Origin of the sequence: Arthrobacter terrae, from assembly GCF_015708085.1 — a bacterium.
GTDB lineage: Bacteria > Actinomycetota > Actinomycetes > Actinomycetales > Micrococcaceae > Arthrobacter_M > Arthrobacter_M terrae.
This window is the reverse complement of sequence record NZ_JADNYM010000029.1, coordinates 14,294-35,195: the sequence shown is the minus strand read 5'-3', so window position 1 is coordinate 35,195 and position 20,902 is coordinate 14,294. Positions and strand designations below refer to the sequence as shown.

Sequence of the window (20,902 nt, the reverse complement as noted above, 5' to 3'; positions counted from 1 at the left end):
TGTTCTCCTTGTGCAAATGCGTCAACTCATAAACATGCGGGCGCGTTGGTACTCGTGGCGCATCTGGGCGATTTCCAGTCCGGGGGCGACGGCGCCCAGGTCCCCGGCTTCAAGTGTCATAACGGTCGCCGCGGCGGCCGTGACGTCGTCGTGTATCAGCCGCAGCACGCGCTGACCGGCGCTCTGACCCAGTGGGATGGCACGGACCGCGTTCTGTGTCAGCGTGGTGGCGGTGGAAAAGAAGTAGGCGGCCAGCATCTGTGACAGTGGAATGCGCAGCCCGTGAGCCGTTAGTGCGAATGCAACGCCCGCATTACCTGTACAGCGACCGGACTTGATCTGCTCCTGGTACGCATCAAGTGCCGCAGAAGGAAAAATGCCCATACCGATCTCCAACATACGCAGCCCCATCTTAATGCCGGCCCCGCGCAGCTGTAGCGGCAGGGCCTGGGCCGTGACCTGGCGGTCCAGCTCCCAGACTTCCTCGAACCTAGGACTGTCCAGCCCCGTACAGCGAGCACCGGCACCGCTGGATCCGGCACCCCCCAGCGCTTCGTCGGTCAACCGGATTGCCAGCCCATCGCTGTAGACCAGCTGTTGGCCGATGAATTGCCGCAGCCAAGCCGCGAAACTATTCTCGTCATGGACAACGCCCCTGGCCAGGTAGACTTCCAGTCCGAAGGAATGGCTAAATGCTCCCGTGGGCAGCGCCGAATCACTTAGCTGCAGCAACGGCAGCAGGTACGACGGCGGCGCTGGAGACTCCCGGCAGGCGTGCGGGTGCATCTGTGGCTGAGTACCCATCAGTGCGTGTGCTCCGCATGCCGAAACGGTGCGCTCATGACCCGCTCCTGCCTGCTGAAGGGTATCTCCAGCTGGTGCAGCAGCTGGAGAACTGTGTGATCATAGGGGACCACCATGACCTCCGCCCCATACTCGCTCTGGGCACCGAAGAACTGTGCCTGCAGGTGGCGATTGCCCAGCTGGTGTGCCACGATACCCATCTGGCGGATACTTTGCGGGGCGATGATAAGCACGTCCGTGGGTAGTACGGAAACAACAATCAGGCCCGCGGCATCACGGAACAAGATGTCGCCGTCGCATAGGTCCCCGGCACTGCCGGCTCTGGCTCGCAGGTGCAAACCCAGTTCATTACCGTGGTCGGTGCGTACACGTTGGATGCGTTTGGATAGCTCCGCGCCGGACAGAAGCACTTTTTCAAGGTGCAGCCCGTCAAGCTCGGCTGCTGGCACAGCATGGACGTTGCCTATGACTGAGTCAATGATCATGGGATTGTCTTTCCTGGGCTTCTCTTAGAACAAAAAGTAGCGCTGCGTCATGGGTAGCTCATCCACCGGATCGCAAGTCGCCACCACGCCGTCCACCGTCACCGTGTAGGTTTCCGGATCCACTTCGATGGTGTGGGTTTCACCATTGAACTTCAGATCGGCCTTGGTCAGTTTCCGGATGCCGTGCACCGGCCGGATCTGCTTGCGCAGCCCCAGTTCTGCCGGCACACCGGCATCGATGGCCGCCTGGGACAAAAAGGTGATGGCGCACTCGTCAACGGCCCTGCCCATCGTGGCGAACATGGGGCGCATGAGTTGCGGCTGCGGAGTGGGGATGGAGCCGTTGGGATCGCCCATGAGAGCGCCGGCAATTTGGCCGCCCTTAATGAGCATGTCGGGCTTCACCCCAAAGAAGGCCGGTTGCCAAAGCACCAAGTCAGCGAATTTACCTTCTTCGACGCTACCGACCGTGTCGGCGATGCCCTGCGCAATGGCCGGGTTGATCGTGTACTTGGAGACATAGCGCTTAAGCCGAAAGTTATCGCCCACCTCTGTGTCGCCGTCGAGCTTGCCGCGCTGCTTCTTCATCTTGTCCGCCACCTGCCAGGTGCGAATAATGACCTCCCCCACCCGGCCCATGGCCTGCGAATCCGAAGACGTGATGGAGAAGACGCCCATATCCTGCAGAACGTCCTCAGCGGCAATGGTCTCCGGCCGAATCCGAGAGTCCGCGAAAGCGACGTCCTCCGGGATGTCCGGGTTCAAGTGGTGACAAACCATGAGCATGTCCAGATGCTCATCGGCAGTGTTGCGGGTGTACGGCAGGGTCGGGTTGGTGGACGCCGGGAGCACGTTGGACATGCCGGCAATCTTGATGATGTCCGGTGCATGCCCACCACCGGCACCCTCCGTGTGGAAAGTATGGATCACCCGGCCTGCGATGGCATTGATGGTATCTTCAACAAAGCCACACTCATTGAGCGTGTCGGTGTGAATGGCCACCTGCACGTCGTATTCGTCGGCCACCTTCAGTGAGTTCTCGATCGCGGCGGTGGTGGCACCCCAGTCTTCGTGGACCTTCAACCCGATCGCGCCGGCACGAATTTGCTCGGTGAGAGGTTCGATGGTGCTGGCGTGGCCTTTGCCGAACAGCCCAACATTCATCGGTACCCCGTCCAACGCCTGCAGCATGCGGCTGATATGCCACTTACCCGGGGTGAGCGAGGTGGCCTTGGTTCCCGATGCCGGGCCAATGCCACCGCCGATCATAGTGGTGATGCCGGAATTCAGGGCGGTAGGGATTTGGTCCGGACTGATGAAGTGGATGTGGGTGTCGATGCCGCCGGCGGTCACGATCCGGTTCTCGCCGGCAATGATTTCCGTGCTGGCGCCAATGACAATGTCCACACCGTCCATGATCGCCGGGTTGCCGGCCTTGCCGATCCGGAAGATGTGCCCGTCCCGCAGCGCAATGTCCGCCTTATAAATGCCGGTGTAGTCCAGCACGATCGCGTTGGTGATGACAGTGTCCGGAACATCCTCCCCACGCACCACCTGGCCATTCTGACCCATGCCATCGCGGATGACCTTTCCGCCCCCGAACACCACTTCATCGCCGTAGACGGTGAAATCCTTTTCAATCTCCAAAAAGAGGTCAGTATCGGCCAGCCGGATGGCGTCCCCAACCGTCGGTCCGTACAGTTCCGCGTACTGTTTCCTGCTCATCTCGAAGCTCATTTTGCCCCCTCCACATTGACCGCGCCGCCGTCGTTCTGCACGCTGACAGAATCCAGCGGACCGTTGACCAAATTTGCCAGGCCATAAACTTCCCGACTACCTGCCAGAGCCACCAGAGGCACCGTTTTTGCATCGCCGGGTTCAAACCGCACGGCGGTACCAGCCGGAATATCCAGACGAAAGCCGTACGCGGCCGCCCTGTCGAAATGCAGGGCCCGGTTGGTTTCGGCAAAGTGATAGTGGGACCCGACCTGGATGGGACGGTCGCCGCTGTTGGTCACCTCGACCGTGACCGTGGCTCGTCCAGCGTTGCAGAGGATGGGTTCGTCCTTGAGAACGAATTCACCTGGCTTCATGACCATTTCCTAGCGGATCGGGTGGTGTACGGTAACCAGCTTGGTACCGTCGGGAAAAGTGGCCTCGACCTGGACATCGGCGATGATCTCCGCGATGCCCTCCTGGACGTCCTCCTGATGCAGAATGGTGGTCCCGTAGCTCATGAGATCAGCGACCGTCCTGCCGTCGCGGGCACCCTCCATCAGTTCATAACTGAGGATGGCTATGGCTTCGGGATAGTTGAGTTTCAAACCACGCTGCTGTCTGCGCCGGGCAAGGTCGGCGGCGACGACAATCAGCAACTTTTCCTGCTCGCGAGGCAGCAAATGCATAGACACTCCTTCGGACTTTGGGGTGGGTAAGCGTGTGACGGAAACCGGTGACCCAACCCGCTTCCAGCCTGTGTGGTCCGTCCGCTATTGATGACGCTGACGTTTTGGATGCTACACCCGTCGGCAGAGAGATTGATCCATGCAACGGCCGGCATAAAAGACCGCTAAGAGCGCTTGTCAATTCCTACGGCCGCAGCTTCCGTCGAATTCTCGCTCACAGGTTCGACCTCGAACTTTTCGACGCCACCGGCCCATCCGCCCGCGAGCGCCTAGTGACCGCGCGGATGAGGAAGTAGTACCTGCCCTGTAGCGATAGCGATGCCGAAGTCGCGCTCTTTGGGGGTGAGGGCGGAGAAAAGTGCGGCCATGGCCGGGTCGGCGTCGGGCTGCCGCTCTTCGGCGACCTCGTCGAGCAGCCTGACTGCCTCCAGTCCGTCCCCGGCCTCGCGCACCACGCTGATGTTGAGCTGGGCGTCCAGAATGGAGCGCAGCCCGACGCGGATCATATCCTGGTCATCGACAATCAGTACTAACGCGCATCACCGGGAACGTGGAGCGCAGGTCGCATCCGGATTAGGTGTGACCGTGCCCAGCTTCATCGGCCGTGTGCAGGGCTCCATTTTGGAGGATGTTTACGGTACTCACATCATTGACCTGGCCGCCGGCATTGCGGTGACCAGGGTGGGGGCCACCAACACCTGGGGGCAGGCCCAAGTGGCTCTGGAGATGTCCAAGTTCACCCATACCTGTTTTATGGTCATTGAATACGACTCCTTCACTAAGGTGGCTGCCTGGCTAATCAACGAGATCCTGGCTATGGCCCCGGAGTTCAGCGAAGGCGGCATGGTCACCACGCCCTTGGCGGCGATCCTCGATTAGGGCGAGAATCGGGATCAGCATCACTGTCTATCTCCACAATCTTGCCGCCGCGGGAGAATGGGTGTCCATGAGTAATTCTGGCCTCCGCCGCGATTCGGCTGCTGCATGCCGGCGTCGATACCACCGTCATCGCCCTCTGCCCGGCCACAAGCAGATCACCACGGCAAACACCTACCTCCACGCCGACATGACATTGAAGGAGGCCGCAATCGCCAAAGTCTGGCGTGCGATTCGGCGCGGTGCCTTGACCTGGCTGTTCTCATCCAGGACACGGTAGAACGTGGAGATGGCGCACAAATAGGTGCCCGGGCGCCCGTGTCAAGCTCGACGGCGGTTTCCACGGTGCCGCGGGTCACGGAGACAACCGCGCCGTTGGTCCCCGGGCCTGACACGCCGTGCAGGAACACGTGGAAGTGTCAGGCTGCGTGCAGGATGTCCCGAAAGACCGTAATTTCTGCGGCGGAGGCGAGCCAATGGACGGCAGTGTCGACGTCGATGGCGGCAGCCACGGCTACTCTTTCCGTCGATGCGTGGCCGCGGACGGGCAGCCCAGGATCTTTCATTCTATGATTGTAGAGAATAGTCGTCCGTAAGTTGCATCACAAATACCCACACACATCAGCCGGACGGGCAGCCGGATAGGAGCAGTTGAGTGCCAAAAATTGTCGACCACAACCAGCGCCGGCTTGAGCTGGTGGATGCCACCTGGCGCATCATTGCCCGGCACGGGATCGAGGGAGCCACCATGCGCGAGATCGCCACGGAGGCCGGCTTTGCCAACGGTGCGATGAAGCCTTACTTCCCCACGAAGGACCATCTGATCACCTTCGCCTTCAGGCACGTCTTCAACCGCACGAACCAAAGAATTGCGGACACCTCGACCGGCAAGGTCGGGATGGAGGCACTGCGCGCCTTTTGCCTTGAGGTGCTGCCGCTGGACGAGGACCGCATCAACGAAGCGCGCATCGTCATTCCGTTCTGGCAGAAGGCCCTCACCGATCCCGCCAAGGCCAACTTGCATGAGACCTCAATGAACCAGTGGCGTTCCGCGCTGGAGGGACACCTGCGCGGGGCGCGGGACCGCGGCGAAGTTACGGCACCCATCCAGGATGAGTACATCGTCAACCAGCTGATGAGCATGCTCCTGGGCGCCCAGATCGTCGCCGCAATGTCCCCTGGGAAACACTTGCCTGCCCAATTGAGGACCCAGCTGGACGCCTACCTGCTGCTCTTGAACCCCACCACGCAGGCCACCCAACCCTGTGCTGAAACTTTTTTCGCCAATCGTCGAAAATAAGTGACAGCGTCGTCGCAAGCCACTAGAGTGGTTGGAAAGTGTTGTTCACCACAGTTTCGCCGGGGCCACCGCAGTTCCGGGCGATACCGACGGTGGCCAGAACCCCCACACCGCACAGGCCGTCGCACCACTAGGGAATTTTCGGATGACCGTCACGCTCGATACCGCCAACGCCTTTCCCGGCACGGATGCCGTCCACACCGCCGACGCCCATTCCTTCTCCGCCTGGCACGATCTCATTTCCTCATCCTTCGTACCGTTGCACGTCCGTTCCAGCGACCCGGAGCATTTTCACGGCCGGCTGCGTTCCCGGCTCCTGGATGAACTCTCCATTATCGAGGTCACGGCCTCCGGCCACAGCGTGCACCGCACTCCGTCGCTCATCGCCCGTTCGGACCGGCTCTATTTCAAGCTCAACCTGCAACTGGCCGGCACCGGGATTCTTGTCCAGGACAACCGCGAGGCCGTCCTCAGACCCGGCGACCTCGCCCTGTACGACACCCACCGCCCCTACACGCTGGCCTTCGAGTCCGACTTTCGCACACTGGTGCTGATGTTTCCTCACGACGCACTCGACCTGCCGGCTGGTTCAGTTGGCCGGCTGACGGCGACGCGAATGACCGCCGACACGGGGCTTGGGCGGATGATCATCCCCTTCATGACCCGGCTGGCGGAAAATCTCGACGTACTCTCCGGCCCCAGCGGGTACCGGCTGGCTCACAACACTTTGGATCTTCTCAGCACCATGTTCGCCGCGGAGCTGGACCAGGCGCCGGACGGCCCCGACCGCCGACACGAGGAACTGTTGGGCAGGATCCACCGCTTCATCGACGCCAACCTCGCCGACCCGGAGCTGTCCCCGGCAAGCATAGCGGCCGCACACTTCATCTCCACCCGGCACCTGCATAATGTTTTCCAGGAAGCCGGAACCACGGTGGCCCACTGGATCCGAACGCGGCGGCTGGAAAATTGTCGGCGCGAGCTGCGCGATCCCCTCCTGGCGCACCGCCCCGTCAGCAGGATTGCCGGCAGGTGGGGCTTCGTGAACGCAGCGCACTTTAGCCGCATTTTCCGTTCCGCGTTTGGGGAGCCACCCAGCAGCTACCGACGGCCGGCCGGCCACGCGTGATCCCGAACCGGCCCGGCGCACCGCGGACGCAGTTGTTCGCCTTGGGCCAACAGACCTTCACTCAATGACAAGACACGGCGTTGGCGGTCAAAGAAACTTGAGTCATCAAGGAATCACTGCATAGTTCCACCTGATTTGCACCTACCAACTCGAAGTGGAGTTTTCATGGAAACGTATGCTGACCTCCTCAGCGCGATTACACCGACCACCGGCGAAACGCGGACTATGTTCGACCCCGCCACCGGGGAAGCGGTGGGTGAGGCGCCTGTCCAAGGCGTTGACGACCTAGAACGCGCCATCGCCGCCGCCACGGCCGCCCAGCCGGCGTGGGCGGCGCTGGGCCACAAGGAGAGGATCGCAGCCCTGCTCAGGGCGGCCGACGCCGTCGACCGCTCCGCCGAAAACCTCGCCCAGCTGCTCTCCCGAGAGCAGGGCAAGCCGCTCAACGGCCCCAACGCCCGCTTCGAGGTTGGCGCCTGCGCCGACTGGCTGCGCGCCACAGCCTCCATCGAGCTGACCGCGGAGACGGCAGTGGACGACGGCCAGACGCATGCCGAACTGCACTACCGGCCCATCGGCGTCGTCGGCGCCATCGGCCCGTGGAACTGGCCCATGATGATCTCGGTATGGCAGATCGCTCCGGCCCTGCGCATGGGCAATGCCGTGGTCCTCAAGCCGTCCGAGTACACCCCCCTCAGCGTCCTGGCACTGGTCCAGGTGCTGAACGAGGAACTTCCCGATGGCGTACTCTCGGTCGTCTGCGGCGGCAGGGAGGTCGGCGCCCGTCTGGCCGAGCACCCCGCGATCGGCAAGATCATGTTCACCGGGTCCACGGCAACGGGGAAGGCCATCATCAAATCCTCGGCCGGCACGGTCAAGCGCCTGACCCTTGAACTGGGCGGCAACGATGCCGGAATCGTGCTTCCCGACGCCGACCCCGAAGCCATCGCCGAGGATCTGTTCTGGGGTGCCTTCATCAACACCGGCCAGACCTGCGCCGCCCTCAAGCGGCTCTACGTGCACGAGGACATCTATGAAGAAGTCTGCGAAGCCCTGACCGCCGTCGCCGCCGCAGCGCCGATGGGCGTGGGCCTGGTCGAGGCAAACGTTCTCGGACCCCTCCAGAACAAGCAGCAATACGACATCGTGGCCCGGCTGGTGCAAGCCGCCAAGGACTCCGGTGCGCGGGTGCTGCTGGGCGGGAACCCGGACCCGGAGCAGCCCGGCTACTTCTACCCGACCACGCTCGTGGCCGACATCGAGAACAATAACCCACTCGTGGCCGAGGAACAGTTCGGTCCTGCCCTGCCCATCATCCGATACAGCACGGTCGACGAGGCGGTGGCCATGGCCAACGGTCTGGACGTCGGCCTCGGCGCCTCCGTCTGGTCCCCCAACCTGGGCTTGGCCCGCAGCGTGGCGGCGCGCATCGAAGCCGGCACCGTGTGGATCAACAAGCACGGTGCCGTGGATCCGCGCATTCCATTCGGCGGGTCCAAGCAGTCCGGCTACGGGCTCGAATTCGGCGTCGATGGGCTCAAAGCCCTCGGCATCCCGCAAGTGATCAACGGCTGATAATCCCTTCAAACCAGGCAAAAGGAGCCGTTGCCCCACGCATGGCAACGGCTTCCTTTGATCCGGGGGAAGGCCTTACTGGCCAAGGCCTCTGCGCAAGCCGTGCACAGGTGGTCAATGCCGATGCCGCGGATAACAAGCCAACTGTTGTGATCGTTGACACACTCAAGACATACTTATTCTCCCAATGGAGGTTTTAATGTCACAGGAACAAACCCTGCCGTCCACCGGCAGTGCTGACGGCAACGAATCCGGCAACGGTCTGAGCAAACGCACGCTGGGTGTGCCGGCTCTGGTATTTATGATCATCGCCGCATCCGCACCCTTGACCGTCATCGGAGGCGGAGTGCCCAGCAACTTCGCTGTCAGCACCAACCTGGGCGTTCCGTTGTCCTTCATTGTGCTGGGCGTCTGCGTGGCACTGTTCTCCGTGGGCTACGCTGCCATGAGCTCGCACATCCGCAACGCCGGGGCGTTCTACGCATACATCTCCCAAGGCTTAGGGCGGGCCACAGGCGTCGGAGCCTCGTGGGTCGCCCTGGTCTCCTACAACGCCATGCAGGTGGGCATCTACGGCCTGTTCGGCTTCGCATTGGCGTCCTTCATCAACGACAAGCTCAGCACCAACATCCCCTGGTGGGCCGCTGCGCTCGTTGGCTTTGTGATCGTCGGCTGGCTCGGGGTGAACAAGGTCGACTTCTCGGCAAAGGTGATCGGCGTACTCGTGGCCGGCGAGTTCCTGGCCGTCATCGTCTTCGACGTGATCTCCTTCGCCGTCCAGCCCGAGGGTGTCAGCAGCGTCGGCCTGGCACCATCGGATCTGTTCACGGCCAGCGTCGGCGCCACACTGGCGTTCAGCATGGCCGCCTTCATGGGATTCGAGTCGGCCGCAATCTACAGCGAGGAGGCGAAGGACCCGAAGCGCTCAATCGCGCGGGCCACCTACATCGCCGTCGGCATCATCGCAGTGTTCTACGCCCTGTCCTCGTGGGCCATGATAATCGGCACCGGGCCAAGCAACATCATCACCGAGTCCCAGCAGCAGGGCCCCGACCTGGTCTTCAACTTCCTCACGACCAACGGCGCTGTCATTGTCTCTGACACCGCGCAGGTCCTGTTCGTGACCAGCCTGCTGGCCGCCCTGATAGCGTTCCACAATGCCGTGGCCCGCTACGCGTTCTCACTCGGACGGGAAGGCGTACTGCCGCGATCCCTGGCCCGCGTCAACCGGCGCCACGCACCGGTGGCCGGCTCACTCGCTCAGTCGGCGCTGGCCATCGTCATGCTGGCCATTTTCGCGATCGCCGGCACCGGCTCCGACCTCGGCACACTGTACCCGGTGCTGACGTTCTTCTCGTGGCTGACGAACACCGGCGCATTCGGCCTGGTCCTGCTGCTCGTAATGATCTCAGTGGCCGTCATCGGATACTTCCGCAAGCACGCGGCTGGGTATTCCCTGTGGACCCGGATCGTGGCTCCGGCCCTGGCGGCGTTGACCCTTGGCACGGTGTTCGTACTGATCGTGGTGAACTTCAATGTGCTGATCGGCTCTGACGGCTTCTCCCCGCTCTCCTGGATCCTGCCGGCGCTGGTGGTCGTGCCGGGCATTGCAGGGCTTTTCTGGGGCCTTCGACTGAAGAAGAAACGCCCCGAAATCTACCGGGGCATCGGATTCGGCGGGGCATCGGACACTTCCGCCTGACAGTGCATGCACCGCCAGCAGGGCAGAGCAGGGGCGACGTCGCGGTCAGCTTCAGCCCACGCGGGCTGGCGCCTGGGATTCGATCCGAAGCGTCAGCACAGAGTTCTCTACTTAAACTTACGTTCCAAACACAGCAAGCCGCCCATCTCGCCAAGTTCAAAAACGAAACCGTCCCTCGCTCCGAAATCAGATGGATCCTAAAGACGCCTCGTTGAATCGAGGTTCAGTGCACGATTTTTCCGTTTGCCGGTATGCGACCCCTGTTGCAACTGTCAGGCCCGTCACGTATTCTCTACATATGTAGAATAAAATGTGATGTGGCGCACGCAGATTTAGTTCGGCAACGAAGAATAACATCGGCCCGTCCGAACCAACTTGCAAGAGCGCATCACATCACCCACCCTCAATTCGAACCAACCCATTGAAAGTAGCCCCATGTCTGCCAAGGTCCTGATAGTCGGAGCCGGCTTCGCCGGCTTGGTCGCCGCGCGCGAGCTGCAAGCTGCCGGAGTGGAGGTGGAGATCTTCGAGGCACGCGACCGCATTGGAGGGCGTGCATGGACCGAGGAGCGCATGGGTTACACACTGGAAATCGGCGCAACATGGGTGCATTGGATGCAGCCGTTTATCTGGACTGAGATTGTTCGTTACGGCCAGGAGATCTACCCGAGCCCCGATTACGACCGTGCCTACTGGCTCACCGGAGGAGCGGTCAAGGAAGGCACCGAAGCGGACATGGAAGAAAGGCTGCAGCGGCCCCAAGCGAAGATCTTTGAGAACTCGCGGGAGTTCTTCCCTTATCCGCATGAGCCGCTGTACGTTCTCGGAGATGACTACAAGGGCCCCACCGAGGTGGCCGAGCGTTTCCGCGAAGCTGACAAAGGCAGCGTACTTGATACTTTGCGCAGCGGAGACTTCAGCCAGGAAGAGATCGACTTGGCCGACGCATACTGGTCGGCCGGCTACAACGGCCACACCGCCTCCGCCTCCCCGCTCATGGCCAAGCACTGGGCTGCCTTGAGCGATCACCGCCTCTCACTCCTGGATGAGCAGACTCTGAAGTTCAAGCTTAAGAATGGAATGCGCGGAATCTACGCAGCGATTGCCGCAGACCTCAATTGCCCCATCCACCTGAACACGGCAGTGGTGGAGATCGAGCACAGTGGTGACGGCGTCAGCCTGACAACGACCGACGGCGTGACTCACCGAGGCGATGCGGCAATCGTCACCGCTCCCTGGGGCGCATTGAAAAACTTGGTCTTCTCCCCTGAACTTTCAGCCGATCAGCAGCGACTTGTCACCCAAGGTTCGAACTCTACCGGGTTCAAAATCTGGATAAAGGTCAAAGGCCACCACAACATTATTGCCACCGCTCCCTCGGGCAACCCGTTGGCAATGATGAAAAGTGAGTACTTCCTGGAAGACAACACAACAATCCTGGTCGGCTTCGGACCGGACCACACGCAGATCGACTTGCACGATGCCGCCCAGGTGCAGGAGCTGGTCCAGCGATGGCGCCCGGATCTTGAAGTTGTCGAAACGACGGGACATGACTGGGTGGCAGACAAGTGGAGTGGCCAAACCTGGTCCACCATTGCCTCAGAACAGTTCACCAACGGATGGCACCATTTCAGCTCCACCGGAACTCGGCTGCATTTCGCTGGCGCCGATTGGGCGAAAGGCTGGAACGGCGTCGTGGTCGACGGTGCCATCGAAACCGGGATCACCTCCGCACGAACGGTACTGCGGGACCTTAAAGTTCTGCCAACCCCGCGAACCTGATCTTCGGCCCCGTGCGGCTCTTCGTTTCATAGATCTGCAGTCTCGTATTTCTAATGGACATGAACCCATCGGTCGGTCCATGGAGTGCACCGCCGCTGAGGTACAACGCCGAAGTCTTCTCAAGCTAAGTACTGGTACTTTAACTTCCTTCGGACAAGAGGCAGCTTCCCTCTGGCATTGTGCGAAGGCGCTGACCACGCCGAACCTCAAGCGCCACCATCTTGGGACACCGTACGCTGGAGCAGATATCATGCCGACGGACACCTTGTGGTTCCCGGAACCAGGACTTAAGGAGCTGGACAGGTGGGCGGAAAAATGCCTCGCTGGGTGAGATGGTGGCGAACCTGACCTCGGCGGGCGGGCAGGTCCCAGACGGCTTCGCCACGGCGGCGGAGGCGTACCGCGACTTTCTGGCCGACTATGGGTTGGACGCGAGAATTGCTGCCTGCTTGGAAGGCCTGGACACCGACGATGTGACGGCATTGGCCGCTGCCGGCCAGGAAATTCGGGCCATGATGTGCCAGACGTCCTTCCTGCCGGCCGTGAAGGACGTGTTCGCTTCCCTCTACAACGACCCTGCCAGCGCCTACCGGGTGCACCACGAGTTCAAGCACGCCGAGGTGGCGCTGTCGGCGGGGATTTAACGCATGGTCCGCTCCGACGTCGTGTCTTCCGGTGTCATGTCCTCCTACGGAGTGGGCGAGGCCGTGGTACAGGGAGCCGCGAACCCGGATGAGTTCTACGTCTACAAGCCCGCACTGCAGCTCGCGCGCCACGCCGTCGCTATTGAGGCCCACTACGGCCGAACCATGGACATCGAGTGGGGCCACGATGGCATTGACGGCGGCTCTACATCCTGTAGGCCCGCCCGGAGACGGTCGAATCCCGCCGCAAGCGTGGCCAGCTGAGGCGCTTCCGCCTGAACGAGAGCGGTCCGGTGCCTGTAGAGGTCGGGCTATTTGGCCGCAGACTACGACCTTGGCCAACGACTGGCTCTACTCCAGCGCATCAGCATTCATCCCCGACAACGTCACTTAGTGGATCCTCGAAGAACTCGAAGGACTGACCATCCGGGCAACAGACAACGAAACACGATCAATAGCCCCATGACTGCTGAGGGGCCCACCCACAATCCAGTGACTGGACCGTACCCGGTTTGGCGGGCGGGTGGGGTTGGTCCGGGTTCCCGACTGCAGGAGACTACTTTTAAACGCACGGCATACCAGGCACGCGTCATCGTGGAACACGTGCCGGTGCTCTGCCAGGAATGTGACCACCGGATTCGACGGCAAACATGTGCTCTCCAGCAGTCTCCTAGACCGTGAGCTTCGCTGCGGCGGATGACCAACCCGCTTGATGGAGCCGCTCGAAACCGTCAAGGAGTAAGTCAAGGGCGAACTCGAACTCGAACCTGTCCTCACATCCGTGTGCCACGACCGTGTCGTCGTGGGCGGCCGCGCCGCTGATCTGCGCGATGGTGGGGTAACGCTCTGCCATGGCGAGCATCTGGGCAGATTGCACTTCGGGGTCCGCCTCGGCTTCGGCCGCATTGCCGGAACTGGTGGTTTCGTCGAAGAATTCCTGGGTGAAGGCCCACATCCGGCTGCCCAGAGCATGCATCACGTGGTGGGTGAGGTCCACCGAGAACCCACCGGCCAGGAACATCCCGATCGTGGACTCCATATAGTCCAGCACTGTGGGGGTGTGATTAGTGCGCGACGAGAGAAGATCCGCACCTGGCGATCGCCGTCGAGATCGAGCGGACCTGCCACTGCCAACGCCACCAACGCCGTTTCCGCAAGCCCACCAGTATCCAGTGAAAGACAAGAAACGTGGCCTTCACGGCCGCCTAAAACCACGAACCGTAGAGTCAGAAAATACGGCACCGTTTGGAAGGAAGCCGGATGCCCCAGCCATACTATTGGTCACTCGCTTTTGCGGATATCCCCGCGCCCGACTACGCAGACATGTCGATCGGCGTGCTGCCGCCAAGTGCCACCGAAGAACCCGCCGAATGGGCGCGCAACCTGTTCTCGCCCGAGAGCATGCCGGGGTCGATTCGACTGGCTATGGGCCTACGCCAACTCCTCGTGCCGCTCATCGGCATACCTCGGGCCGATCACGACGTCTTCGCCGTCAAACGGGTCGAGGGCCAGGAGGCGCTGCTCAGCGTCGACGAAGTACATCTCGACTTCCGCTGCGGTGTCGGTGTGGACGCGGAGAACCGGCTCGTACGAATAACCACGACCGTGCGATGGAAAGGATGGCAGGGCCGAATGTACTTTCTGCCGGTGCGCGTCCTACATCCTCTTGTCATGCACTCGATGCTCACGCGGACGCAGCGCCGGCTAGCTCTCCCAGTCGAGGCGTGACTGCCCTACACAGCAGTAGTAGTCGGATATAGCGCCTCGATAGCCGCAGGTGACTCCAGGGCGCCGCCACGGTGGCGCTGGCCGACGCCGCGTTGTCGGCGGTCGATCAGACCATCCACGCCGCCAAACACCGGATTGGGCATCCACCTGGCCAACCCCAAGAGGGCCCTGAACAATTGTCTTCTTGGGGCCGGCACCTGATCACGAGCACTGGACACGGGTCCGTGCCCCGGCATCACTCCTAAGCTCCGATAGTGTGGGGCCCATGCCCATCGAAATCCCTGCCGCAGAAGGCACCGCAGAGGCCCTCGTGGCCCGCCCGTCCACCACAACCGGCCCTGTTCCCGGTGTCATCTTCTACATGGACGCCTTCGGCCTGCGCCCCCGGATCCAGGAGATGACCCAGCGCATCGCCAACTGGGGTTACGTGGTACTGGCGCCGAACGTTTTCTACCGTGATGGGTCCATGACCGAGCTCGCCCCGGCCGTGGACATGTCCACTCAGGAAGGTAGGGAGGCTGCAGGCAAGGCTGCCTTCCCCCGGGTTGGCCGCCTGACGCCGGACAAAGCGCTGCCGGACATCAACGCGTGGGTGTCCGCGCTGGCCGGGCTCAACGGCGTAGCTCCCGGCTCCATCGGGACCACCGGTTACTGCATGGGCGCCCGGTTGGCGCTCCGGAGCGCAACCTCACACCCGGATGTGGTGGCAGCGTGCGGCGGCTTCCACGGCGGCGGCCTGGCCACGGACGAGCCGGACAGCCCGCACCAAAAACTTGGCAACGCACGGGCCCAGTTCGTATTCGGCCACGCAGACCATGACCCCAGCATGGCTCCCGACGCCGTCGCCCGGCTCAGCGAAGCCCTACAGGCCGCGGGGCTTGAGGCGACCAATGAAATCTATGCAGGGGCACGCCACGGCTATACCATGGCCGACACCTCCGCCTTCAACCCGGAGGCCACCGAGCGTCACTTCCAGGAGCTGCGGGCCTTACTCGACGCGACGCTGAAGGGCTGAGCTTCCCCTTGGCGACCGCCCGCGGCGGGATCACGCATTCGCAATCGCGGGCCGGTCAGGCCCCAGGCATGAATAGCTGACCCTGTTCACCGCACGCCTCCTCGCCGCCGTCGCAAGCTCCCTCGAAGGACAACGCCTCACCGGAGGAGGTCGGGGTCCTCGACGGCGGCAGGCTTCCGCCACGTAGATCCGACACGGGCAGTAACCCCGTCGCCGCGATGGGCATCCGGTCCACGACGATCAGCTGCTACACGTCCAGCCCGGTCAGCTCGGTGATGTCCCTGACGGGCATTTGAAACGTCCAGAACACGCCAAGCGGTGGAACATCATCAACAGCCCCATGCCGGGGCGCGTCGGGCAGATCGGCCAGATGCGGGGCCTGGTCCCCCAACATTCTTAACGGCCGCCAGCTCTCCGTCGGCACTGCTCCGGCCCAGTCCTAAGCCCACGAGGTGCACACTGTGCACACCGTCTTTTTTGCCGTTTGGCAGCTGTCCGTGGCCACCTCCGTTCGCCAACTCAACGGGATAAAATTCATAACCTCAGCCCATACCGCCGAACATCTCACCGCGGACCGCTACTCGCCTATTGGGCCAGCAATTGAAGAGCGTGCCCAGAGTAGCAACGTGTTCTGTCGAATCTTAGAGGGTAGCTTGCGCCAAAGACTGTTGATCAAAATCGACCGGTACCTGCCGTTCGTCATGTTCCGGCGTGGTGTAGACCGGCTTCTTCAAGTCGTCCCATACTTTCGACACAGCGGCATAATCCTCCCGACCATATCCTGACGCTGCTGCAATTTCGTAGGCCGTATGCGAGCCCTGAATGGCGAAAAGCGGTACCCCGAGCTTCTGCGCGAGTTCCAAGGCCAGAACGGAGTCCTTACGCGCGGCATCGAGAGGCATGCCTCCGTCAAACTCGCCCTGTGCGATACGCTCTGCATAACGGTATGTCAAAGGTCGGTGCAGTCCCATACGCTCATCGGATAGCAAATCCACGAGCTTGGTGCAGCTGATACCGGCGGCGGTTGCCATGGAACCGGCCTCCGAAACGACCACCATGACCGCATGGGCTACGGCGTTGTTGATGACTTTTGCCGCTGCACCGGATCCGGTGGGGCCAAAATGGATTTGTGCCTGTGCCATCGCATCCAGCACTGGCTTATTGGCCGCAATCACCTCCGCTTCACCACCCAGCAAGAGGGTTGCACTACCGTTGGCCATTTGGCTGACGCCGGCCAGAAGAGATGCGTCGATGATATTGATGCCGTGCGGGGCAAGAATCTTCTCGCAATGGCGCACATCGTCTGGATTCACGGTGCTGGTTTCGATAATGGTGCTTCCAGGCGCCAGAACCTGGGCCAACGCAGTAACCACGGAACTCGAAACGGCTGGATTCGGCAGCGAGAGGACTACGGTGGAGCAGTCAACAACGTCGGCGGGCGTGGAGATTACTTGTGCCCGGAATTCTGATTGGGCGGCGGCTAGCCGCTCTGCGTTCAGGTCGAAGACCTTAACGTCGAAACGTGCGGCGATCCTTTGCGCCACGATGTAGCCCATATTTCCAAGGCCGTAAATGGCAACGTTCTTGATTTCACTCATGCTGGATTCCTAAAAAGACTTGTCGGGTTCGTTCGTCAGATTGATCATGACGTTCTTGGTGGTGAGGTATTCCTCGATTGCTTCAAGTCCGCGTTCGCGGCCATACCCCGATTGCTTGACGCCGCCAAACGGCGCCTGGGCCTGGCTCACACGGTAGGTATTGACCCACACGGTTCCGGCCTCGATACGTTCGGCGACACGGTGTGCCCGGCCAAGGTTCTGCGTCCACACGCCCGAAGCCAGACCAAAGTCACTGTCATTGGCCATGGCGATCGCTTCCTCTTCAGTGTCGAAGGGAATGACGGAGAGCACCGGCCCGAAGACCTCATGGCGCGCTATAGTCTTCCCCCGGTCAATAAATTCCCTGACCTCGTGCAGGTCCTCATATGGCTCGAACATTTGGCCAGCTCGCTCTGATCCAGCACATGCGCGACACGCATGGAGTCGGGTGGTCACGGGCTCTGTCTGCGGTGCTTGCAAGCTACCCCTCGTTACGCGTTGCAGTGGATGACCATGAGTAGCTGCGTTGCCTGACGATGTGGCGTGGTGAGCTGGTTTTCCTTGGTGGCCTCTTGACGTTCTTCGTTGGCGGCGTCAGGCCGACGATGGACCCTTGATCTGGATTTTTGGATCCTGATCTTAAAAGACGAACGAGACCGGTGCCAGTTTCGAAGCCGCACCAGTCTCGTTCTAACGCGAAACGAGTCGCGCTGTTGCTTACGGTAAGCCACGATCCTGACGCTGTCGAATCCCAGCTCTTTGGTCGTGAACTGATGTGCCCGGCGTGCCGTGGATCGCTGAAGCCTTGGGGTTTCGGGGTACAGCGTTTGATCCGGTGCGAGGTACCGGTGGTGAACCGCCGGTACCTGCCGCGCAGGGCCCGGTGCGGTGAGTGCGGTACCACCCATATCTTGTTGCCGGCGGTGTCGGCTGCCCGGCGGGCCGATCATGCGGAGGTGATCGCCGACGCTGTGGAACTGAGTGCTGTGGAGGGGCTGGGGTTCCGGAAGATCGCTGTGAAGCTTGATCGCCCGGAATCCACGGTGCGGGGCTGGCTTCGGGACTTCAGGACCAATGCCCCGGCGATCGCGGCGGCTTTCGCCGCCCGGGTGCACCGGGCAACCGCTGAATCCCTGGGGTTCTGGCCGGCCCCGGCAATCACAGAGAAAACCAATGCATGGGCGATGCTGATGGCTCATGCCCAGGTCCTGTCCCACCAGTACCGCTGGGTTGCCCAGCCCGTGGTCACGGTGCCGTGGCAGTACGCTGCCCTGTTTGCTCATGGGCCGTGGTTCTTCAGTAGGGCCGGATGGCCCGAACAGGTGCAACACCAGCCCGCCCTGCCGCGGCAAGGGTATACGGGCGAAGGTGGGGTTCACGTGTCTTTTCCGCATTCCAGTGGTGGCACGGTCCCTTATTTCCCCCACCGGAAGGAACTTTTTCGATGACGAGCGCTTCAGCCCACCTGCCCCATGAGAGCAGTGCTGCCCCGCCTGGCCCGACCGCCGCTCCTGCGCCGGCTCTGACTGCCGTGGTGGATACACCCGCCACGGCTGAATCGTTGCCACAGTTGAGGCCGGCCGTTTCCCCGGTGCGTGCCAACCCTGCCCCGCGAGCCACGACGCCGTTGATGCGCAAGGAACACCGCGATAATATTGCCCTCTTTCGTTATCAGGTGATCCGGGCCGTGGCGGACCCGTCGTTGAGCACCCGCCAGCGTGGGCCGATGGTGCGGGAGTTGGCCGGCAGGGATCACCTTTGGCCCTTCGGTGGGACCCGCCGTTTCTCTCGTGAGACCCTGGACCGCTGGATCAAAGCCTGGCACTTGGGCGGCTTTGACGCCCTGAAACCCGAGGAACGGGCCTGCACCCCCTACACCGATTCGACCGTGCTGACCCTGGCGGAGTCGTTGAAGCGTGGGAAACCGAACCGGACCGCAGCCCAGGTCAAACGGATCTTCACCGAAACACTGGGCCAGGCACCGTCGGAAACGACGCTGCTGCGCCACTTTAGGGCCAAGAACATTTCCACCGGCACACCGCCGGTGGCCACCGGCCGCTTCGAAACGAACGCCTCGAATGAGATCTGGGTTGGTGATGCCCTCCACGGGTCCCGGATTGGTGGGAGGAAAACGTATCTGTTCGCGTTCCTCGATGATCATTCCCGCATGGTCACCACCGCCCGTTGGGCCTGGGCCGAGGACACCATCCGCCTCTCCGCGGTGTTGCGCCCAGCCCTGCAAACACACGGAATACCAGCTCACTGCTACCTCGACAACGGGGCTGCGATGAGTGACAAATCCCTGGCACGCACGTGTGCGAAGCTTGGAATCAGGTTGGCGCACTCGGCCCCGTACCGGCCCCAGGGCCGAGACAAGGTGGAGCGCTTCTTCAACACGGCCACGAGCCAGTTCCTGGGCAAGATCACCGTCACCGACACACCCATGCTCCCGGGCACCAGCCCGGAGGCCGGCTCCCAGATCAGCTCGCTGGAGGAGTTGAACACTTTGTTTACGGCGTGGGTGAACATGGTCTATCACCACACCGTGCACTCCACTACCGGGCAAACACCGTTGGCCCGGTGGGAAGCGTCCTGGGAACACCGCATCCCGGGTCAGACACCCGCCGGGTGAGCAAGACCGGGACAGTGTCCCTGCACTCCAACAGCTACGAAGTTGACCCGCTGCTGGCCGGCACCACAGTGGAACTGGTCTATGGCCCCTTCGACCTCGACGGGGACATCACGGTCAATAACCACCAAGGCAATCCCGCCGGGACCGCGAAGCCCGTCAATATTGGTCGGCATGTGCATGCCAAGGTCACCAACGCCGTTAAGGACAACGACACCGCGGCCAATATCAGCACCGGGATCAACTACCTCGACTTCGTCGCCACCCGCCACCGGCAATCACTGACCGCCGCACCGATCAGCTTCGCCGACATCCACGAGCAGAACACCAGCATCGGCACCGAGCCCAAGGACGACTTCCAATGAGCCAGATCGACACTCTGCAAAGCTATTTTGGTTTTACCCGCACGCCCTTTGGCCGTGACATCCCGCCGGCAGCCCTGAACCAGCACCCCGGACACCGCGAAGCAGTCGCCCGCATCAGCTCGTGCATCGAGCAACGCCGCATGGGAGTCATTGCCGGGGAAGTCGGTGCCGGGGGAGTCATTGCCGGGGAAGTCGGTGCCGGGAAAGTCGGTGCCGGGAAAACCGTCGCGGCCCGCGCCGCCCTGGCCCACCTGGAACCGGCCCGGCATCAAATCATTTACATTCCTGATCCGACCATCGGGATCCGCGGCATCCGTTCGGCCATCGTTACCGCGCTCGGAGCCACCCCCTCGTTCTTCTCCGGTGCCCTGGCCGCCCAGGCAGCGTCCCTGCTCGCGGGGGAACTCGATGAACGCTCCCGCCTGCCCGTGATCGTTATCGATGAGGCACATCTGCTTTCCAACGAGGACCTCGAAGCACTCAGGATGCTCAGCAACGTCTCGATGGATACGGAGTCGCACTTCGCGTTGCTACTCATCGGCCAACCCACCCTGCGCAGACGGTTGAAACTAGCGGTCATGGCAGCCCTGGACCAACGCATCGGCACACGGTTCACCATCGGCGGCAGGAACCAGGAAGACACCGGCACCTACATCACCGGACACCTCAGCTTCGCCGGACGATCCGATCCCTTATTTTCCGAGGACGCCATCACCGTCATCCACCAAGCTTCCCGCGGCTACCCGCGCACCCGGATACTCCATCCAGCCGACTGCATAAAACGGTGTTGACAATGTCAACACGAAATCAGGCACAAAAACGCCCTGACCTGCTGCTTCACTGTGCCCGAGGTGGGACTCGAACC

General features: G+C 61.9%; 23 protein-coding genes and 1 pseudogene. 13 read left to right on the top strand and 11 right to left on the bottom strand.

Annotated elements, in window-relative coordinates; translation table 11 throughout:
- Positions 1 to 21: 21 nt before the first annotated feature.
- The 6 genes from IV500_RS18630 to IV500_RS18605 all read right to left on the bottom strand — a co-directional run bounded on the left by IV500_RS18630 (position 22) and on the right by IV500_RS18605 (position 4,200).
- Complete coding sequence (locus tag IV500_RS18630) at positions 22 to 804, bottom strand: urease accessory protein UreF (protein WP_230855171.1); 783 nt, start codon at positions 802 to 804, stop codon at positions 22 to 24.
- Positions 804 to 1,289: an urease accessory protein UreE gene (ureE, locus tag IV500_RS18625; RefSeq protein ID WP_196398317.1), complete on the bottom strand. Its 486-nt coding sequence runs from the start codon at positions 1,287 to 1,289 to the stop codon at positions 804 to 806. Before ureE ends, IV500_RS18630 begins: the two co-directional genes overlap by 1 nt.
- Before the next feature lie 24 nt (positions 1,290 to 1,313).
- Positions 1,314 to 3,026, bottom strand: a complete 1,713-nt coding sequence (ureC, locus tag IV500_RS18620) for an urease subunit alpha (protein WP_196398316.1) — start codon at positions 3,024 to 3,026, stop codon at positions 1,314 to 1,316.
- A complete protein-coding gene (locus IV500_RS18615; protein WP_196398315.1) occupies positions 3,023 to 3,382 on the bottom strand; it encodes an urease subunit beta in 360 nt (119 codons plus the stop codon). The genes ureC and IV500_RS18615 overlap by 4 nt, the downstream gene beginning before the upstream one ends.
- A 9-nt stretch (positions 3,383 to 3,391) precedes the next feature.
- Positions 3,392 to 3,694, bottom strand: coding sequence for an urease subunit gamma (locus IV500_RS18610; RefSeq protein ID WP_196398314.1), 303 nt, complete (start codon positions 3,692 to 3,694; stop codon positions 3,392 to 3,394).
- Between the two features lie 269 nt (positions 3,695 to 3,963).
- Positions 3,964 to 4,200 (bottom strand): response regulator, encoded by a 237-nt coding sequence (locus IV500_RS18605; protein WP_196398313.1) that lies wholly within the window; start codon positions 4,198 to 4,200, stop codon positions 3,964 to 3,966.
- A gap of 79 nt (positions 4,201 to 4,279) precedes the next feature.
- Here IV500_RS18605 and IV500_RS18600 point away from each other — a divergent pair, with 79 nt between their 5' ends.
- The gene (locus IV500_RS18600; RefSeq protein WP_196398312.1) at positions 4,280 to 4,573 is read left to right on the top strand and encodes an aminotransferase class III-fold pyridoxal phosphate-dependent enzyme; all 294 of its coding nucleotides are present in this window, start codon (positions 4,280 to 4,282) and stop codon (positions 4,571 to 4,573) included.
- A gap of 416 nt (positions 4,574 to 4,989) precedes the next feature.
- On the opposite strand, the gene IV500_RS18595 is transcribed toward IV500_RS18600, so the two are convergent.
- On the bottom strand, positions 4,990 to 5,136 hold the full coding sequence (locus IV500_RS18595) for a hypothetical protein (RefSeq protein WP_196398311.1): 147 nt from the start codon (positions 5,134 to 5,136) through the stop codon (positions 4,990 to 4,992).
- Positions 5,137 to 5,225: 89 nt separating this feature from the next.
- Here IV500_RS18595 and IV500_RS18590 point away from each other — a divergent pair, with 89 nt between their 5' ends.
- The 6 genes and pseudogenes from IV500_RS18590 to IV500_RS18565 form a co-directional block, all read left to right on the top strand.
- On the top strand, positions 5,226 to 5,870 hold the full coding sequence (locus tag IV500_RS18590) for a TetR/AcrR family transcriptional regulator (protein WP_196398310.1): 645 nt from the start codon (positions 5,226 to 5,228) through the stop codon (positions 5,868 to 5,870).
- A gap of 145 nt (positions 5,871 to 6,015) precedes the next feature.
- Positions 6,016 to 6,999, top strand: coding sequence for an AraC-like ligand-binding domain-containing protein (locus IV500_RS18585; RefSeq protein WP_196398309.1), 984 nt, complete (start codon positions 6,016 to 6,018; stop codon positions 6,997 to 6,999).
- A gap of 165 nt (positions 7,000 to 7,164) precedes the next feature.
- Positions 7,165 to 8,574 (top strand): aldehyde dehydrogenase family protein, encoded by a 1,410-nt coding sequence (locus tag IV500_RS18580; RefSeq protein WP_196398308.1) that lies wholly within the window; start codon positions 7,165 to 7,167, stop codon positions 8,572 to 8,574.
- Positions 8,575 to 8,773: 199 nt separating this feature from the next.
- On the top strand, positions 8,774 to 10,276 hold the full coding sequence (locus IV500_RS18575; protein ID WP_196398307.1) for an APC family permease: 1,503 nt from the start codon (positions 8,774 to 8,776) through the stop codon (positions 10,274 to 10,276).
- Positions 10,277 to 10,651: 375 nt separating this feature from the next.
- On the top strand, positions 10,652 to 12,058 hold the full coding sequence (locus IV500_RS18570) for an NAD(P)/FAD-dependent oxidoreductase (protein WP_281064079.1): 1,407 nt from the start codon (positions 10,652 to 10,654) through the stop codon (positions 12,056 to 12,058).
- 250 nt (positions 12,059 to 12,308) lie between these two features.
- Positions 12,309 to 13,031, top strand: a pseudogene (locus IV500_RS18565) (PEP/pyruvate-binding domain-containing protein); the annotation flags it as partial.
- Positions 13,032 to 13,372: 341 nt separating this feature from the next.
- Here the strand turns inward: IV500_RS18565 and IV500_RS18560 are convergent.
- Positions 13,373 to 13,885, bottom strand: coding sequence for a TetR/AcrR family transcriptional regulator C-terminal domain-containing protein (locus IV500_RS18560; RefSeq protein WP_196398305.1), 513 nt, complete (start codon positions 13,883 to 13,885; stop codon positions 13,373 to 13,375).
- A 77-nt stretch (positions 13,886 to 13,962) separates the two neighbouring features.
- Between IV500_RS18560 and IV500_RS18555 the strand changes: the two genes are divergently transcribed.
- Together IV500_RS18555 and IV500_RS18550 are read left to right on the top strand one after the other, a co-directional pair.
- A complete protein-coding gene (locus IV500_RS18555) occupies positions 13,963 to 14,430 on the top strand; it encodes a DUF2867 domain-containing protein (protein ID WP_196398304.1) in 468 nt (155 codons plus the stop codon).
- Positions 14,431 to 14,695: 265 nt separating this feature from the next.
- On the top strand, positions 14,696 to 15,445 hold the full coding sequence (locus IV500_RS18550) for a dienelactone hydrolase family protein (protein ID WP_196398303.1): 750 nt from the start codon (positions 14,696 to 14,698) through the stop codon (positions 15,443 to 15,445).
- 247 nt (positions 15,446 to 15,692) lie between these two features.
- Here IV500_RS18550 and IV500_RS18545 read toward each other — a convergent pair whose 3' ends face one another.
- The 3 genes from IV500_RS18545 to IV500_RS18535 all read right to left on the bottom strand — a co-directional run bounded on the left by IV500_RS18545 (position 15,693) and on the right by IV500_RS18535 (position 17,442).
- Complete coding sequence (locus tag IV500_RS18545) at positions 15,693 to 15,839, bottom strand: hypothetical protein (protein ID WP_196398302.1); 147 nt, start codon at positions 15,837 to 15,839, stop codon at positions 15,693 to 15,695.
- 247 nt (positions 15,840 to 16,086) lie between these two features.
- Positions 16,087 to 17,043, bottom strand: a complete 957-nt coding sequence (locus IV500_RS18540; protein ID WP_196398301.1) for an NAD(P)-dependent oxidoreductase — start codon at positions 17,041 to 17,043, stop codon at positions 16,087 to 16,089.
- A 9-nt stretch (positions 17,044 to 17,052) separates the two neighbouring features.
- Entirely contained in the window at positions 17,053 to 17,442 is a 390-nt protein-coding gene (locus IV500_RS18535; RefSeq protein ID WP_196398300.1) for an aldehyde dehydrogenase family protein, read from the bottom strand.
- Between the two features lie 452 nt (positions 17,443 to 17,894).
- Here IV500_RS18535 and IV500_RS18530 point away from each other — a divergent pair, with 452 nt between their 5' ends.
- The 4 genes from IV500_RS18530 to IV500_RS18515 are packed head-to-tail and all read left to right on the top strand — an operon-like array spanning position 17,895 to position 20,828.
- Positions 17,895 to 18,491, top strand: coding sequence for a hypothetical protein (locus IV500_RS18530; RefSeq protein ID WP_196398299.1), 597 nt, complete (start codon positions 17,895 to 17,897; stop codon positions 18,489 to 18,491).
- Entirely contained in the window at positions 18,488 to 19,675 is a 1,188-nt protein-coding gene (locus IV500_RS18525) for a DDE-type integrase/transposase/recombinase (protein WP_196398298.1), read from the top strand. The genes IV500_RS18530 and IV500_RS18525 overlap by 4 nt, the downstream gene beginning before the upstream one ends.
- Entirely contained in the window at positions 19,672 to 20,037 is a 366-nt protein-coding gene (locus tag IV500_RS18520; RefSeq protein ID WP_196398297.1) for a hypothetical protein, read from the top strand. The genes IV500_RS18525 and IV500_RS18520 overlap by 4 nt, the downstream gene beginning before the upstream one ends.
- The gene (locus tag IV500_RS18515; RefSeq protein WP_196398296.1) at positions 20,034 to 20,828 is read left to right on the top strand and encodes an ExeA family protein; all 795 of its coding nucleotides are present in this window, start codon (positions 20,034 to 20,036) and stop codon (positions 20,826 to 20,828) included. The genes IV500_RS18520 and IV500_RS18515 overlap by 4 nt, the downstream gene beginning before the upstream one ends.
- The last annotated feature ends 74 nt before the right edge of the window (positions 20,829 to 20,902 follow it).

Bases quoted from the DNA above. Each gene is read 5' to 3' on its own strand.
- IV500_RS18630 (WP_230855171.1), bottom strand. From the start codon at position 804: ATGGGTACTCAGCCACAGATGCACCCGCACGCCTGCCGGGAGTCTCCA.
- ureE (WP_196398317.1), bottom strand. From the start codon at position 1,289: ATGATCATTGACTCAGTCATAGGCAACGTCCATGCTGTGCCAGCAGCC.
- ureC (WP_196398316.1), bottom strand. From the start codon at position 3,026: ATGAGCTTCGAGATGAGCAGGAAACAGTACGCGGAACTGTACGGACCG.
- IV500_RS18615 (WP_196398315.1), bottom strand. From the start codon at position 3,382: ATGAAGCCAGGTGAATTCGTTCTCAAGGACGAACCCATCCTCTGCAAC.
- IV500_RS18610 (WP_196398314.1), bottom strand. From the start codon at position 3,694: ATGCATTTGCTGCCTCGCGAGCAGGAAAAGTTGCTGATTGTCGTCGCC.
- IV500_RS18605 (WP_196398313.1), bottom strand. From the start codon at position 4,200: ATGATCCGCGTCGGGCTGCGCTCCATTCTGGACGCCCAGCTCAACATC.
- IV500_RS18595 (WP_196398311.1), bottom strand. From the start codon at position 5,136: ATGAAAGATCCTGGGCTGCCCGTCCGCGGCCACGCATCGACGGAAAGA.
- IV500_RS18585 (WP_196398309.1), top strand. From the start codon at position 6,016: ATGACCGTCACGCTCGATACCGCCAACGCCTTTCCCGGCACGGATGCC.
- IV500_RS18580 (WP_196398308.1), top strand. From the start codon at position 7,165: ATGGAAACGTATGCTGACCTCCTCAGCGCGATTACACCGACCACCGGC.
- IV500_RS18575 (WP_196398307.1), top strand. From the start codon at position 8,774: ATGTCACAGGAACAAACCCTGCCGTCCACCGGCAGTGCTGACGGCAAC.
- IV500_RS18555 (WP_196398304.1), top strand. From the start codon at position 13,963: ATGCCCCAGCCATACTATTGGTCACTCGCTTTTGCGGATATCCCCGCG.
- IV500_RS18550 (WP_196398303.1), top strand. From the start codon at position 14,696: ATGCCCATCGAAATCCCTGCCGCAGAAGGCACCGCAGAGGCCCTCGTG.
- IV500_RS18545 (WP_196398302.1), bottom strand. From the start codon at position 15,839: ATGTTGGGGGACCAGGCCCCGCATCTGGCCGATCTGCCCGACGCGCCC.
- IV500_RS18540 (WP_196398301.1), bottom strand. From the start codon at position 17,043: ATGAGTGAAATCAAGAACGTTGCCATTTACGGCCTTGGAAATATGGGC.
- IV500_RS18535 (WP_196398300.1), bottom strand. From the start codon at position 17,442: ATGTTCGAGCCATATGAGGACCTGCACGAGGTCAGGGAATTTATTGAC.
- IV500_RS18525 (WP_196398298.1), top strand. From the start codon at position 18,488: ATGACGAGCGCTTCAGCCCACCTGCCCCATGAGAGCAGTGCTGCCCCG.
- IV500_RS18515 (WP_196398296.1), top strand. From the start codon at position 20,034: ATGAGCCAGATCGACACTCTGCAAAGCTATTTTGGTTTTACCCGCACG.